Source organism: Catenuloplanes sp. NPDC051500 (assembly GCF_044454585.1).
Classification (GTDB): Bacteria; Actinomycetota; Actinomycetes; order Mycobacteriales; family Micromonosporaceae; genus Catenuloplanes.
Genome location: NZ_JBITDX010000008.1, coordinates 150,880 through 165,799, shown reverse-complemented (window position 1 = coordinate 165,799; position 14,920 = coordinate 150,880). Strand labels below are relative to the sequence as shown.

The 14,920-nt window shown below is 72.3% G+C and carries 11 protein-coding genes; 5 read left to right on the top strand and 6 right to left on the bottom strand.

Features of this window, described 5'->3' with window-relative positions; translation table 11 throughout:
* Nucleotides 1-2: 2 nt before the first annotated feature.
* On the bottom strand, nucleotides 3-1,505 hold the full coding sequence (locus ACIA8K_RS18350) for a von Willebrand factor type A domain-containing protein (RefSeq protein ID WP_396060278.1): 1,503 nt from the start codon (nucleotides 1,503-1,505) through the stop codon (nucleotides 3-5).
* A 206-nt stretch (nucleotides 1,506-1,711) separates the two neighbouring features.
* Nucleotides 1,712-5,089: a bifunctional proline dehydrogenase/L-glutamate gamma-semialdehyde dehydrogenase gene (locus ACIA8K_RS18345; protein ID WP_396060275.1), complete on the bottom strand. Its 3,378-nt coding sequence runs from the start codon at nucleotides 5,087-5,089 to the stop codon at nucleotides 1,712-1,714.
* Nucleotides 5,090-5,244: 155 nt separating this feature from the next.
* Between ACIA8K_RS18345 and ACIA8K_RS18340 the strand changes: the two genes are divergently transcribed.
* Nucleotides 5,245-6,153, top strand: a complete 909-nt coding sequence (locus ACIA8K_RS18340; protein WP_396060272.1) for a LysR family transcriptional regulator — start codon at nucleotides 5,245-5,247, stop codon at nucleotides 6,151-6,153.
* Here ACIA8K_RS18340 and ACIA8K_RS18335 read toward each other — a convergent pair.
* The gene (locus ACIA8K_RS18335; RefSeq protein WP_396060269.1) at nucleotides 6,135-7,751 is read right to left on the bottom strand and encodes an Hsp70 family protein; all 1,617 of its coding nucleotides are present in this window, start codon (nucleotides 7,749-7,751) and stop codon (nucleotides 6,135-6,137) included. The two genes, ACIA8K_RS18340 and ACIA8K_RS18335, sit on opposite strands and share 19 nt — an antisense overlap.
* A 35-nt stretch (nucleotides 7,752-7,786) precedes the next feature.
* Between ACIA8K_RS18335 and ACIA8K_RS18330 the strand changes: the two genes are divergently transcribed.
* A complete protein-coding gene (locus ACIA8K_RS18330; RefSeq protein WP_396060267.1) occupies nucleotides 7,787-8,722 on the top strand; it encodes a serine hydrolase domain-containing protein in 936 nt (311 codons plus the stop codon).
* A gap of 138 nt (nucleotides 8,723-8,860) precedes the next feature.
* Here ACIA8K_RS18330 and ACIA8K_RS18325 read toward each other — a convergent pair whose 3' ends face one another.
* Nucleotides 8,861-9,913 (bottom strand): YbhN family protein, encoded by a 1,053-nt coding sequence (locus ACIA8K_RS18325; protein WP_396060265.1) that lies wholly within the window; start codon nucleotides 9,911-9,913, stop codon nucleotides 8,861-8,863.
* Nucleotides 9,910-10,746 carry a methyltransferase domain-containing protein gene (locus ACIA8K_RS18320; protein ID WP_396060263.1) on the bottom strand — a complete coding sequence of 279 codons (837 nt, stop codon included), beginning with the start codon at nucleotides 10,744-10,746 and terminating at the stop codon, nucleotides 9,910-9,912. Before ACIA8K_RS18320 ends, ACIA8K_RS18325 begins: the two co-directional genes overlap by 4 nt.
* A 197-nt stretch (nucleotides 10,747-10,943) precedes the next feature.
* Here ACIA8K_RS18320 and ACIA8K_RS18315 point away from each other — a divergent pair, with 197 nt between their 5' ends.
* Nucleotides 10,944-11,669, top strand: a complete 726-nt coding sequence (locus ACIA8K_RS18315) for a CDP-alcohol phosphatidyltransferase family protein (RefSeq protein WP_396060261.1) — start codon at nucleotides 10,944-10,946, stop codon at nucleotides 11,667-11,669.
* Between the two features lie 23 nt (nucleotides 11,670-11,692).
* The gene (locus tag ACIA8K_RS18310) at nucleotides 11,693-12,607 is read left to right on the top strand and encodes an endonuclease/exonuclease/phosphatase family protein (protein WP_396060259.1); all 915 of its coding nucleotides are present in this window, start codon (nucleotides 11,693-11,695) and stop codon (nucleotides 12,605-12,607) included.
* On the opposite strand, the gene ACIA8K_RS18305 is transcribed toward ACIA8K_RS18310, so the two are convergent.
* The gene (locus ACIA8K_RS18305) at nucleotides 12,597-13,391 is read right to left on the bottom strand and encodes an alpha/beta fold hydrolase (protein ID WP_396060257.1); all 795 of its coding nucleotides are present in this window, start codon (nucleotides 13,389-13,391) and stop codon (nucleotides 12,597-12,599) included. The two genes, ACIA8K_RS18310 and ACIA8K_RS18305, sit on opposite strands and share 11 nt — an antisense overlap.
* An 86-nt stretch (nucleotides 13,392-13,477) precedes the next feature.
* Here ACIA8K_RS18305 and ACIA8K_RS18300 point away from each other — a divergent pair, with 86 nt between their 5' ends.
* Nucleotides 13,478-14,149 (top strand): GPP34 family phosphoprotein, encoded by a 672-nt coding sequence (locus tag ACIA8K_RS18300; protein ID WP_396060255.1) that lies wholly within the window; start codon nucleotides 13,478-13,480, stop codon nucleotides 14,147-14,149.
* The last annotated feature ends 771 nt before the right edge of the window (nucleotides 14,150-14,920 follow it).

Here is a 14,920-nt window from a genome sequence, read left to right as displayed (position 1 = left end):
GGTCAGTCGCCGCTGCGGCGGATGAGGGCGGCCAACTCGGCCACGGCCGGATCGGTGGTACGACTGGCGGCCGCGTCCGCAAGCGCGATCAGGTCGGTGTGGCTGAGGGCCGCTCCGTGGTCGCTGTGGCGGAGCTGCTCGGCGAACCAGGCGGCGACATAGCTGACCTGCAGCCCGGTGGCGGCGCCGGGAAAGCCGCCGGCAAGCGTCGCCGCCGAGACGTCCGCGCCGGACTCCTCGGGACGGCGGGTGCCCGGATCCTGCCAGCGCAGCTGGGTGTGCGCGATCGTGCCGGAGGCGCCGGGGCGGAGGCGGACCAGGTAGAGCGCGGTCACGCTCTGGCCGGCCATCACCTCGCCGCCGTCCACGCCGTCGTCCCGGAACTCGCTCGCGTCCAGGCGCCGGTTGTCGTAGCCGATCAGGCGGTACCCGGCGACCTCGTCCGCGTCGAACGTGACCTGGACCTTTGCGTCAAGCGCGCGGACCGGCACCGCGGCCGGCAACTGCCGTACGAACGTCTCCCGCGCGTCGGCCGAACCGGACACGTAGACAGTGAAACCGTCGCCGCTGTCCGCGAGTTGCTCCATCAGCCGGTCGCCGTAGTCGTTGCCGACCCCCACGCCGAGCAGCGTGATCTGCTTGGCGGCGGCCTCCCGAACCTCGGCGAGGATCGCGTCCGGCGCGGTGTTACCGGTGTTGGCGAGCGCGTCCGAGACCAGCACCACCCGGTTCGTGGCACCCGGGCGGAAGGCGGCGCGCGCCACCTCGTACCCCCGGGTCAGTCCTTTTTCGAGGTTTGTGCCGCTGAGCGGGCGCAGGCTGTCGACCGCGTCGAGGAACCCGGACGAGTCCCGCACCGGCGTCATCTCGCGGAGCAGCTCGGCGTCGTTGCTGAACGTCACGATGGCGACCTCGTCCGTGGGGCGCGCCTGTGCGGCGAACGCGCGCAACGCGTCCTTGACCACGTCCAGCTTGCCGGGATCGCCCATCGATCCGGACACGTCGAGCACGAAGGTGAGCCGCGCGTCCGGCCTGCTCGCGGCGTCGTCCGCGCTCGCCTGCAGCCCGACGCGGAGCAGCCGCACATCGCCGCCCTCCGGCGTGACCCGATGCCCGCCGGGCAGCCGCGCGCCGTCCATCGTGATGCTGAATGCGCTACCGGCCGGCTGCGGATAGTCCTGCCGGAACGAGTTGATGAACTCCTCCGGCCGGATCCCGTCCACACCCGGCGCGAGCCCTTGGCCGATCATGTTGCGCGCATAGTGGTAGGACGCGGTGTCCACGTCCATCGCGAACGTCGACTCCGGCGTCCGCGCCGGATCGACCTCCCCGGAACCGGACTCCGACTCGGCCGCGGGCGCGGGCGCGGGCGCGGTGCCCAACAGCAGCCCCGGCTGCGCCGCCGATCCGGAATCGCTTGCGGTGTAGCCGTTCCCGGTACACGCGCCGAGCGCCAGAAGAAGTGCGAGCGCCACTGCCGGCGCCCTGAACTGTCGTCCCGCCATTGTCTTCCTCCCGTGGGTGAAGCCTGGGAGGTCTGACGCCCGCGGGCCGATTCCGGTGCCGCCGGTGATCCAGACGTGACCGATCGAGTATCGCTCCGTGACAAACGGATCGTGACGGCCTACCCCGGCCCGGGTCGACGAGCGCGGCGTCAGAACAAAGGTCACGATCCGGCGGGGGTACGCGTACCCCCGCCGGATCGTGACCTTCAGAGGGCTGCGGCAGCGACGCCGTCGGGGTTGCCGAAGCGGTGGGCGGTGAGGCTGATCGCCTGTTCGCGGAGGAAGGGGAGGAGTTCGAGGCGGCCGGATTCGGTGGCGGGGCCGCCGTAGACGGCGAGGTCGGGGCGGCCGCCGGTGGCGGTGACCACGTCGGAGACCGAGCCGCCGATCAGGCGGGCGCGGCCGGGGCCGAGGCGGGAGGTCCAGGCGTCGAGCGGCTCCACTGTGTGCGGGATGGCGAGGGCCGGCGGCAGCGGCACGGCTGAGGAGACGGTCAGGTCGGCGCCGGCGAGCGTGCCGGCGGCGACGAGGCGGACCAGCTCGGCGACTGAGCCGCCGGATTCCAGGCGGAGGTCGACCGGGACCGGCAGGTAGCGGAGGACGTTGCGTTCGGCGGTGAGGGCGGAGACGTCGGACGGGGCGAAGTGGCCGGTCCAGGCCTCGGCGTCGCTGCGGGCGGCGCGCTCGAGGTAGGCGGCCTCGTCGCCGGTGAGCACCGCGCGGGCGTGGTTGAGCAGGACGCGCACCCGGGCGGACGGCTCCGCGACGGCGGTCGACGGGCGTGAGTCCCAGGAGCCGAGGCCGACCAGGTAGTTCGGGCCGCCGGCCTTGGTGCCGGGGCCGACCGAGGAGCGCTTCCAGCCGCCGAACGGCTGGCGGCGGACGATCGCGCCTGTGGTGCCGCGGTTGACGTAGAGGTTGCCGGCCTGGATGCGGTTGAGCCAGGTGCGCAGCTCGGCGACGTCGAGCGAGTGGATGCCCGTGGTCAGGCCGTAGTCGACCTCGTTGACGATGCCGATCGCCTCGTCGAGCGTGTCCGCGGTCATGATGCCGAGGATCGGCCCGAAGAACTCGGTGTGGTGGAACGCGGAGCCGCGGCGCACGCCGTCCCGGACGCCGGGGCTCCACAGCCTGCCGGAGTCGTCGAGCTTCTGCGGTGCGAGCAGCCAGGACTCGCCGTCGCCGAGCACTGTGAGACCGTCGAGGAGCTTGCCGGCGGCCGGCTCGATGACCGGGCCGACCTGCGACGCGGGGTCCCACGGGTAGCCGACGGTGAGCGAGGAGACCGCGTCGAGCAGCTGGGTACGGAACCGCTTCGAGCGGGCGACGGAGCCGACGAGCACGACAAGCGAGGCGGCCGAGCACTTCTGGCCGGCGTGGCCGAACGCGGAGTGGACCACGTCCTTGACCGCGAGGTCCAGGTCCGCGCTCGGCGTCACGATGATCGCGTTCTTGCCGCTGGTCTCGGCGAGCAGCGGCAGGTCGGGGCGGAACGAGCGGAACAGTTCCGCGGTCTCGTAGGCGCCGGTCAGGATGGTCCGGTCGATCCGCGGGTGGGCGATCAGCCCGGCGCCGAGCGCACCCTCGTCCACCTGCACAAGCGTGAGCACGTCGCGGGAGACGCCGGCGTCGTCGAGCGCCTCCCAGATCGCCTCGGCCAGGACCGCGCCGCAGCGCTCCGCGGGGCCGGCCGGCTTGAGGACTGCGGCGGATCCGGCGGCGAGCGCGGCCAGCACGCCGCCGGCCGGGATCGCAACCGGGAAGTTCCACGGCGGCGTGATGAGCGTGATGCCGGCCGGCGTGAAGACCGCGCCGTCGACTGTGTCGAGCTCGCGGGCCAGCTCCGCGTAGTAGTGGGCGAAGTCGACGGCCTCGGAGACCTCCGGGTCGGCCTGGTCCGCGGTCTTGCCGGCCTCGGCGGCCATCACCTCCACCAGCTCGGCGCGGTGGGCCTCGATGCGCTCGCCGATGCGGTGCAGCACCTTCGCGCGGTCCTCACCTGTGACTGTGCGCCAGGTGGTGGCGGCGGCCTTCTCGAGGAGGTCGTTGAGCGCGGCCATGCTGTCCACCCGCGCCTCGTTGATCACCGCCCGGCCGATGTCGGACTTTTCGGCCCTCTTCACCGCGGCGCGCATCAGGTCGCGGTTGGCGCGGACGGACGGGTCGGTGTCGGGGGTGTTCTCGAAGTGCCCGGTCGTCGAGGCGGGCACCACGGCGTGCCGGTCGGCCACCCGGTGCGGCGCCGGCACCTCCTCGGAGAGCGCGGCAAGCGAGGCCTCGAAACGCTTCTGCTCCCGCGCGAAAAGCTCCTGCGAAGAGTTCAGCTCGAACACCGCGGACATGAAGTTCTCGCTGCTCGCGCCCTCTTCCAAGCGCCGGATCAGGTACGCGATCGCCACGTCGAACTGCGCCGGCTTGACCACGGGGGTGTAAAGCAGCAGCCCGCCGACCTCGCGCCGTACCGCCTCCGCCTGTCCCTGCGCCATGCCGAGCAGCATCTCGAACTCGATGCCGTCCCGGACGCCCCGCCGGCCGGCGAGCAGCCAGGCATAGGCCACGTCGAACAGGTTGTGACCGGCCACGCCGAGCCGCACGTTGCCGATCCGGTCCGGGTGCAGCGCGTAGTCAAGCACCCGCTTGTAGTTCGTGTCCGACTCCTGCTTGCTGCCCCAGGTCGCCAGCGGCCAGCCGTGAAGCGACGCCTCGACCTGCTCCATCGGCAGGTTCGCGCCCTTGACCAGCCGGACCTTGATGCCGGCGCCACCCCGGGCGCGCCGGGCCGCGGACCACTCCTGCAGCCGGATCATGGCACTCAAGGCATCCGGGAGGTACGCCTGCAGCACGATCCCGGCCTCGAGGTGCTCAAGCGAGGGCCGGTCGAGCAGGCGGGTGAAGACCTCGATCGTCAGGTCGAGATCCTTGTACTCCTCCATGTCGAGGTTGATGAACTTGTTCTCCCGCGCGGCCCGCTCGAACAGCGGCGTCAGCTCGGTCTCGATGTGCGCGACCGCCTCGTCGAACGCCCACGGGTTGTGCGGGGCGACTGTGGCGGACACCTTGATCGACACGTAGTCGACGTCCGGGCGGGCGAGCAGCCGCTCGGTCTCGGTCAGCCGGTGCGACGCCTCACCGCGGCCCAGCACTGCCTCGCCGAGGAGGTTGACGTTGAGTCGTACCCCCTGGCCTTTGATCTTGGCGATCGCCTTGCCCAGGCGGGCGTCGGTGGCGTCGACGATCAGGTGGCCGACCATCTCCCGAAGCACGCGGCGGGCGATCGGCACCACCACGCCCGGCATGGTGGGGGCGAGCGCGCCACCGGCCTTCACCGCGGCACGCAGCGGCGCGGGCAGGAAGGACGGCACATCGCGGGACAGGCGGCTGAGTGCACGCGCGCTGACCTGCAGATCCTCCGGCCGGACGACGCCGTCGACGAAACCGACCGCGAACGCCAGGCCCTTCGGGTCGCGCAGCACGCCGGCGAGCTGCGCGGCGGAGCCGGAGACGGGATAGGTCTCCGCTTCACGCAGCCAGCGGCGGACCAGGTCAACGGCCTCGGCGCTGAGCTCGGGATCGGTGGCGTTCATATGGGCGATTCCCTCCATGCTTGTTGATGCCCAGTTTCCGACCACCTTTGCGTTAGGAAAAGCGACGCTTTATTACGCATACTCTTCAGCTGAGATTAACTGTCTCCCGTTTGTCGGGAAGCGGGCGCGGTTCCTGTGAGCGGGAGGTGGACGGCATGCTTGAGATCAGACGACTGGTGCTGCTGCGGGAGCTCGCCATCCGCGGCACGATCGCGGCCGTCGCCGAAGCGCTCAACTTCTCCCCCTCCGCCGTGTCCCAGCAGCTCAGCCTGCTGGAGAAGGAGACCGGCATGGTGCTGCTGCGCAAGTCCGGGCGGCGGCTGCAGCTCACCCCGCAGGCCGAGGTGCTTGTCGCGTCCGCGGGCGAGGTGCTTGACTCGCTCGAACGCGCGGAGGCCGCACTTCAGGCGTCGCTCACCCGGGTCAGCGGCCGGGTACGGGTCGCGGTGTTCCAGTCCGCCGCACTGGCGCTGATGCCTGCCGCGCTGCGCAGCATGGCCACCCAGCACCCGGACGTGCGCGTGGAGATGGTCCAGCGCGAGCCGGAGGAGGCACTTCGCGAGACCTGGGCGCGCGACTTCGACATGGTGGTCGCGGAGCAGTACCCGGCGCACGCCGCGCCGCACCACCCGGGCCTGGACCGCCGCGACCTGACCACGGACGCGATCCGGCTCGCGCTGCCGCCGGTCTCCGAAGCGCTGCGGCCGGTGTCGACGCTCAGCGACGCCCGGGAGCTGCCCTGGGTGATGGAACCGCACGGCACCGCGTCCCGGCACTTCGCGATGCAGCTGTGCCGGGCCACCGGCTTCGAGCCGGACGTCCGCTACGAGACAGCTGACCTGCAGTCGCAGATCCGGCTTGTCGAGTCAGGTAACGCGGTCGCGCTGATCCCGGACCTGGTCTGGGCCGGGCGGTCGACGTCGTGCCGGCTTGTCGACCTGCCGTCGTCGCCACGCCGCACGATCTTCACGGCGCAGCGGGTGGCCGGCGCGGCGTCACCGGCCGCGCGCGCGTTCCGGCAGACGCTTGAGCGGGCGGCGGCCGTTCACTCCGCCGGCGGATAGACCCACTTCACACCGACCACCGTGTGATCCGGGCCGAACGTCAGGATCAGGCCCTCGGCGCGGTGCTCACCGGCCCGCGCGTTCAGATCCTGGAACAGCTCGTCGACGCTTGACGGCGTGTCATCGACGCGCCGGACCTCCGCGGACCCGTCCACGAGCACTGTCACCCACGGGTCGGTGCCGTCGATCGTGATGTAGCCCCTGCCGTCGTCCTGGGCCGCCTCGCGCACGCTGATCAGCAGCGTGCCGTCCGCGCCCTCCCGCACCGTGTTGATCTGCATGAAGACGTCGCCGTCCCAGTCGTTCTCCGGCACCTCGGGCGACGACGCGCCGGAGTCCGCCCGGTTACCCAGGTCCACGGCGTAGGCGACGCCGCCGCCGACCGCCACCGCGCCCAGCAGCACGGCCGCCACCAGGAACCGCCGGCGGCGCTGGGTGCGGCTCGTCTTCCCCTTCGGTGGCTTCCGGACCGGGATCTGGGCGGCGGCGTACACCTTCGTCCGGTCGAGCGGCTTCGCGGCCTGGACTGTCAGCTCCATGTCCGGGCCGCTCACGTCCTCGGCCGTGACCGCGCCGCGCGCGACCGCCAGCTCCCGCTTCTCGGCCGGCCGCGGCGCCACGCCCAGCGCACGGTGAAGCATCGAGGTGAGGACCGGAACCCGGGTGCCGCCGCCGACCAGGAACACGCCGTGCAGCGCGGACGGCTCCACCCGCGCCTCGCGCAGCACCGCGAGCGCGGTCGCGGTGGTCCGCTCCACCACCGGGCGAGCAAGCGACTCGAACTGCTCGCGGCCCAGCGGCGCCTCCGCCTCGAGGATCGGCAGGTGGATGTGGGTGGACGGCGCCCGGGTCAGCTGCTCCTTGCCGACCCGCACGGCGGTCCAGAACGCGCGCGACGCGGCCCGGTCCGCGGGCGTGGACGGCGCGACCAGCCGCTGCCAGGCGCCGCCGTTGCGCGGCGCGTAGACGGTGCCCAGGTAGGCGACGATCGCGGCGTCCAGGTCCAGGCCGCCGCCGTCCGCGAGACCGGTGCTGGCCAGCACCTCGAAGCCGGTGGGCGTGCGGCGGACCACCGAGACGTCGACAGTGCCCGCGCCCACGTCGCACACCACCACGCTGCCGCCGGCCGGGACGGTGTCCCCCGCGTTCGCGGTGAAGTGGGCGGCGGCCGCGACCGGCTCGCTGACCAGGCGGACCGAGCCCAGACCGGCCCGCGCGGCCGCCTCCCACAGCACCTCGCGGCGCTGCGAGCCCCAGGCGGCCGGATGGGTGAGCGTGACCCGCTGCGGCGGCGCGGGCAGCTGCGCGACCACCCGGCGGAGCACTGCCGCGATCAGGTCCGCGACCGCGAACTCGACGCCGCCGAGCAGCACTGACTGCTCGTCGATGTGTTGCTTCGGGAACGGCTCGTACCGTTCCGGCGCGGTCCGGGCCGCGTGCTCCGCGTCCACGCCGGTCAGCAGGCGGCCGGTCGGGTCCGCGCAGACGCCGGACGGCAGCGACTGGACGCCGTCGAAGATCACGGGGCGTACGCCCTGGGGGCCGGCCAGCACCGCAACCGTGCTGGACGTGCCGAAGTCGATGCAGAGGTGCGTCACCGCACCAAAATAGTGGCTCGGCTATACCTGTACGCGTGGGGTTGGATGCTCATTTTCTGCGCGATGTGCTGGCGTCGTCGCCTGCACCCGCGACAGCGGTGTCCGTGTTCGGCCCGGACCGCGTCCTCGCACAGGTGGTGCACGGCACCGCGGACCTGTCCACCGGCCGCCCGGCCGCGATCGACGACTGGTGGGACCTGGCCAGCCTGACCAAGGTGCTCGTCACGCTGCCGGAGGTGCTCGCGCTCGGCCTGCCCCTCGACGCGCCGCTCGCCACGATCTGGAAACCCTGCCGGGGGTACGCCGTGGGCGGCGCGACGATCCGGCAGCTGCTCACGCACACCGCCGGTCTGCCCGCGTCGGTGCCGTTCTTCCGCACCGTCTCCGGCCGCGACGCGGTGGTGCGGGCCGCCCTGTCCGTACCGCTCGGCCCGCCCGCTGAGGTTTACAGCGACCTCGGATTCCTCCTGCTGGGCGAGGTGGTGGAGTCGCTGACCGGACGGTCGCTGGCCGCCCTGGCGCTGGACCGGACCGGTCTTCGCTTCGGCGCGCCGCCGTCGTCCTCAGTCGCGACCGAGGATTGCGGGTGGCGGGGGCGGCTGATCGTGGGCGAGGTGCACGACGAGAACGCGGCAGCGATGGGCGGGGTGGCCGGGCAGGCGGGTGCGTTCGGCACGCTGGCGCTGGTCACGGCCGCCGCGCAGGGGTGGTTGCGCTCGCCGCCCCCGCCCCCGCCGCCGTCACCGGGTGCCGGGTTCGGCCTGGGCTGGATGGTCACGCCGCGGCCCGGGCTCGGTGCCGCCGCGCTGCCCGGGTTCGGCCATACCGGATTTGTCGGGAATAGACTCTGGCTCTCCCCGGCGCGCGAGCTGGGCGTGGTGGTGCTCGGAAACCGGGTGCATCCGCGCCGGGAGGGGACGGCCGACCCGTACACCCGTTGGTGTTCCTCGCTCTTCGAACGCCTGGTCTGATTCCCGCCAGACCGGGGCGAGCCCGCGCGGCGGTTTTGTGGACGCGCAGCGCCCTGGGCCCGGCCACGACGGGGCCGGCGGCCCGCGGGAGCGTGCGGGCCGGGCCACCGCGGGAGCGGGAAGATCGCTTGACGCTTGTCAGACCGTCGCGGGCTCAAGCTGCTTACGGGTGCGGGCCGGAAGAAGATCCTTCGGGACGACCGGGGCCGCGGGCGTGGCCGGGGGCCGGAGCGGCTCGGGCTCGGCGGCCGGCTCGGGGGCGCGGTGGCGGGCGAGCAGGCGCAACGCCAGGACCGCGACGCCGGGCAGGCTCGCGACCAGGGCGAACAGGCCGTAGACGACGGCGACGGTGATGCCCTGGGTGGCGCTGAAGCCGACAGTGCCGAACGCCCAGGCCAGGAAGCCCTCGCGCGGGCCGAAGCCGCCGATGCTTACCGGCAGCACCATCACCAGCAACGCCATGACCAGCAGCGGAAGCAGCGTGAGCGTCGGTGCCTGCGAGCCGGCGGCGCGCGCGGCCAGCAGGAACGTGGCGACGTGACCGCCGAGGATCACCGCGGACGCGAGCAGGATGCCGGGCCAGTTCCGGCGCGACAGCAGGCCCCGGCGGATGTCGCCGGTGGCGGTGTGAAGCGCCCGGCGGAGACGGCCGGGGCTGCGGCGGAGCTTGACCGCGACGAAGGCCAGCACCGCGACCAGTGCGACAGTGCTGCCGGCGACCGCGACCGGGTTGATGGTGACCATGTCGAGGACCGCGAGCGCAAGGCCGGGGTCCGCCAGCAGCACCACGGCACCGACCGCGAACAGCATGAGCTGGCCGGCGGTGCGCTCAAGCACGACCGCGCGGACGCCCCGTCCGACGTCGCCGGTGTCGCGGCCGTTGCGGACCGCGCGGTCGACGTCGCCGAGCAGGCCGCCCGGGAGCGTGGCGTTGAGGAAGAGCGCCTGGTAGTAGTCGGCGATCGCGCCGCGCAGCGGGAGGCGGATGCCCAGGCCGCGGGCGGTCAGACACCAGCGCCACGCGCTGAACGCGGTGGTGAGAAGTCCGATGCCGGCGGCCGCGAGAAGCATCGGCCAGGTCAGCACGCGCAGGCTGTCGAAGAACGCGACGGAGCCGAGGCGCCAGAACAGCAGCGCGAGGATCGCGGCGCCCGCGATCGGCTTCACCCAGGACAGGACCTTCTGCATCATCGCTGATCCCCCGGCAGTGCGAGCAGGTCGGTGTGGTGGACGGTGACCGTCAGCTCGCCGGCCGCGGCCTGGGCGAGACGGCGGCTGAGGTAGTCGTCGATCTCCGTCTCGACCGCGGCGTCGCGGCCCAGCCGGGTGGAGGCGGCGGTGACCCAGCCGCGTAACCATTCGGCAGTCAGTTCGCGCTGGTCCGGGCCGAGGCGCCACAGGCTGGGTACGGCCTGGACCGTGGCTCCCTTTTCCGTGAACGCCTGCGCCACGGCGTCGGCCGCGTCCGCGCCGAGCAGCGTGCGCCCGGCCACGTGGTGGCGCAGGTGGGCGTTGAACGCGCTGTTCAGCGGCCCGTCAAGCGGCTCGGCCGGGGTCAGTTCCGCACGGCCGGCGACGGAGAGCGTGAGCAGCGCGGGCGTGCCGGACTCGGCGCAGGCCGCGGCGATCCGGGCCGCGTCATCCGCGTCAAGCAGGTCGAGCAGCGCGGACGTGGTGACGAGCGAGACGCCGTCCAGGTCCTTCGCGGTGAGCTTGGTGATGTCGCCCTGCCGGGTCTCGACAGTGATCGCGGCGCCGGTGCCGATCATGCTCGCCGCCGCGACGTCGAGCAGATCCGCGTCGTGGTCCTGGAGGATCCAGTGCTGGCGGCCGCCGAGCCGGGGCGCCAGCCACCGGGCCATCGAGCCGGTGCCGCAGCCGATGTCGAGGATCACCGGGTCCGGGACCTCCGTCAGGTGGCCGCGAAGCACATCGACCAGCTCCGACGCGCGGGCCGCGGCATCCGCGGGCTCACGCAGGTCCAGCCACGACGAGGCGTACCTCGGCGCTTCGGCGACACTCATCCGGTCCTCCACTGACGGTAACGGTCTGCTGCACGCCGACCGGCTGGTCAAGATCCCCAACCGTCGTCGTCACCAGGGAGTACGGATGTTTCGCCGATCCGGTTCGAAGATCCGATGAACCGTCTGCCGCGCATTTCCGTGTTGACAGAACGCGACCGCCGGTGAGTTACCGCGGTCAACGGCATGGAGGATGCGTAGTGACTGCAGGCGTATGGACCGGCACGGTCAGTCCCCTTCGCGGGCCCGCGGCCGGGCTGCTCGCCCAGTTCGCAGTGCTCGGCGGGCTCACCGCCGCGGCCGGGATCGGGACGGCCGGGTGGGTGGCCGGCACGATCTACGCGCTGGCCCTGTGTGCTCTGGTGAGCGGCGCGATGCACCGCTCCGGGATGCGCGCGTTCGGGCCGGCGAACGCGGTCACACTGTCCCGGGCCACGCTTGTCGGCGGCGTGACCGCGCTGGTGGCGGACCCGCACCGTACCCCCGTGGCGGTGTTGATCGTGCTCGCCTCGGTGGCGCTGGTGCTTGACGGTGTGGACGGCGTCGTCGCCCGCCGGACCGGGACGAGCTCGCCGTTCGGGGCGCGTTTCGACGGCGAGGTGGACGCGTTCCTCATCCTGGTGCTGAGCGTCTTCGTCGCGCTTCATCTCGGGTGGTGGGTGCTGGCGATCGGCGCGTTCCGCTACGTGTTCGTGGCGTTCGGGTGGCACTTCACGTGGCTGCAGGGCGATCTCCCGGTGCGGTACTCCCGCAAGACCGTGGCGGCGGTGCAGGGCGTGGTGCTGGTGATCGCGGCCTCCGGGCTGCTGCCGGGGCTGTACGCGGGCCTGCTGGTGGGGGCGGCACTGACCGCGTTGACGTGGTCGTTCGTTCGCGACATCGTTTATCTGCACCGGACCCACGCCGCGGTGCCGTCGATGGTCTGAGCGGGCCCTGGCATGATCGTCGGGTGCGGACGAGGATCATCGCGGCGGGGGCGGTGCTGCTTGCCGCTCTGATCGGGTTGCACCGGCTGGTGCCGAACTGGGGGCCGAGGGCCGGCAGTCTGATCGAGGCGTTCCTGCCCTGGCTGGGCCTTGGCGTGCCGTTGCTGCTGCTTGCGGCGCTACTAGCGAAGTCACGTACCGCGGCGATCGTAACCCTGCTGCCGGTGCTCGCGTGGCTCGTCGTCTGTGGCGGAAAGCTGCTGCCCGGCCGGGACGCGCCGCACGACCTGACAGTGGTGCAGCACAACCTCAGCGACGTCAACTCGGACCGCACCGGCACCGCGCACACACTGCGGGACGCGGGCGCGGACCTGATCGGCGTCGAGGAGCTGCTGCCCGCGGTGACCGAGGAGTACGACGCCGTCCTCAGGTCCGCCTACCCGCACCACGCCACGCACGGGACCGTCGGGCTGTGGTCGCGTTTCCCGATCACCGAGTCGCAGCTTGTCAACATTCGGCCGTCGACAGTGGACGACCCGTTCTGGAACCGGGCCCTGCGCGCGGTCGTGGAGACGCCGAAGGGCCAGGTCGCCGTCTACGTGGCGCACCTTCCGTCGATGCGGCTGGGCCCGGGCGGGTTCGCAAGCGAGCGCCGGGACGAGAGCGCGATCCTGCTCGGCAAGCGGCTCGCCGCGGAGCCCCTCGGCCGCGTCATCCTGATCGGCGACCTGAACAGCACCACCGAGGACCGCGCGTTGCAGCCGGTTCAGGACGTGGTGAGCACCACCGGCCGCGGATTCGCGTTCTCCTGGCCGGCCCGGGCGCCGGTGGCCCGGATCGACCAGATCATGGCCCGGTCGCTCACCGTCACGAGGGTGTGGACGCTCGACCGCACCGGAAGCGACCACCTGCCGCTCGCGGCCCGCCTCACGTTCTGACCGCCAGCCACTCCAGGGCGCGCTCGGCCGTCGGCGGCAGCACCGAGATGTGCCCCGCCCCCGGCGTGATCCACAGCTCCGCCTCCGGGTGCACGTGGCGTGCGTGGGCCGCGGGCACCACCAGGTCGTCGGCGCCGTGCACGAGCAGCACCGGCACGGCGATGCCCGCGGGGTCGAAACCCCACGGGCTCACGTAGGCGCGGTCGTCGGCGCGCTGCGGCTCCGGCCCGCTCGCCACCGCCGGGCCCACCACCTCGCCGAACCAGCCCCACTCCCCCTCCAACGCCGCCCAGTCCGCGGGCGTGAAGTCGACGCCGGAATCCTCCACGGCACGGCCGTCACGCGCGGCCCTGAGCCCGGCCACGCCGGACGGTCCCATCCCGGCGAACCAGTCCCACTCCTCGGAGAACGGGGCCAGCCCGGAGATGGACGCCGCGGCCGTGACCCGGCCGGGCAGCAGCGCGGCGCAGGCCAGCGCGTGCGGACCACCGCCGGAGTGGCCGAGCACCGCGAACGTGCCGACGCCGAGCGCGTCCGCCACCACCGCGGCGTCCCGGGCGGCGGAGGCGATGTCCCGGCCGGGCAGGGGCGTGGAACCGCCGTACCCGGGTCTGTCGTACCCGATCAGCCGCACACCGAGCCGGTCCGCCGCGTCGAAGAGCGGGCGCGGCGGCGTGCCGATATTGGGCGTCCCGTGATGCCACAGGACCACGCGCGCGCCGGAGCCCCTGTCGTACACGTGCAGGGTTCGCCCGTCGGCGGCCGGAACGGTGAGCTCATCCATGCGGCCCATGATCCCCCGTGAGGCGGACCGCCGTGGTCCCGCGCGCGGCGGACGCGCGGCTGGCAGGCCGGAAATACCATCGGGTCATGACGATTTCGCTGGCTGAGGAACTGGTGCTGCTCGCCTACAACAACGAGGGCGCCCCGCAGGGGACGAGCATCTGGATGGACTACGGCGTCGCCGGCGCCCATCTCGTCGAGCTCGCGCTGGCCGAGCGCATCGAGGTGCGCGACGACCGGATTGCCGTCATCGACCCCACCCCGACCGGCTCCCCGGCCGTCGACGCCGCGCTTGCCACGATCGTGGCGGACGACAAGCCGCGCAAGCCGAAGGACTGGATCTACAAGCTCTCCAAGAAGGCGCGCAACCCGGTGCTTGACGGCCTGGTCGAGGCCGGTGTGCTGGAGCGTCGCGCCGACAAGGTGATGCTTGTGTTCCCGGTGACCCGCTACCCCGCGCCGGAGGGTGGCGAGCCCGCTGTCGAGTCCGAGCGCCGCCGGCTGATGCGTGAGGCGATCGGCGACCCCGCGGTGGAGGCTGACGCCCGCACCATCGCGCTCTGCACGCTCGTCGACGCGCTGGACTGGGTCAAGCCCGTCTTCCCGGAGCTGCCGACCCGGGAGACGAAGAAGCGGCTGAAGGAGATGGGCGAGGCGCACTGGGCGAGCGTCGCGGTGGGCACGTTCATCAAGGAGATCCAGGCCGCGGTGATCATGTCCACAATTGTCGCCACCACGGCCGTGACCACCATCTCCTAGCCCACCACCTCAAGCCGGCCGCCCTCCCCCACAGCCCCACCCTCCACGACCACGATCAAAAAGCCGATCTTCCCACTCCGCGGGTGGTGCTGCCCGCACGCTCCCGCGGGCTCCAGCCCCGCCGCTGGTCACCCCACACCCGTCCGGGCGTGGCAGACCGCCCGGCGACTGTTCCACGACGCAGGTACAGCCACCGCCCACCCTGCCCCCACGACACAGCCGGGACACGCCCCGGTCAAGTGACGGCACAGTCCGAGCCACGACACAGGCTGAAGCGCGGCAGGTGGACGGTGCGCGGCGGGATCGCGGAGGTTTCGGGGGCCGGGGATCACGGAGGTTTCGGGCGCGGTGCGGGGCCGGCTCCGATGCGGAGCGAAAAGGAGCGCCAGCGGCGTCTCTGCCCGCAGCGAGGCTCCCGGCCGCCTGGATCCGCCGGTCCAACTCCGACGCGAACACGATGTTCGCGAACTTCGACTTGCCTGCGGTTCGAAGCCGTGCCGGGCGCTGAGCCAGTCGAGCGGCAGGGCCACGATCACCGCGTCGGCTCGTACCTCCTCGGAACCCTGCCGCCCATTCGGCAAGCCCGGAACGCTTGATCAACCCCATGCTCGCCCGAAATATCAGGATAAGGCCTTCACCGCTGGCACAGTGCAGCCGTCATCAAGCAACAATGATCGATAGATCAACGACGAGGTGAGGCGTGGGGGGGGGTTTTTGATAAAAAAAAAAGAAAAAAACCCCCCACAAACCCAACCCCCCCCCCCCCCACCC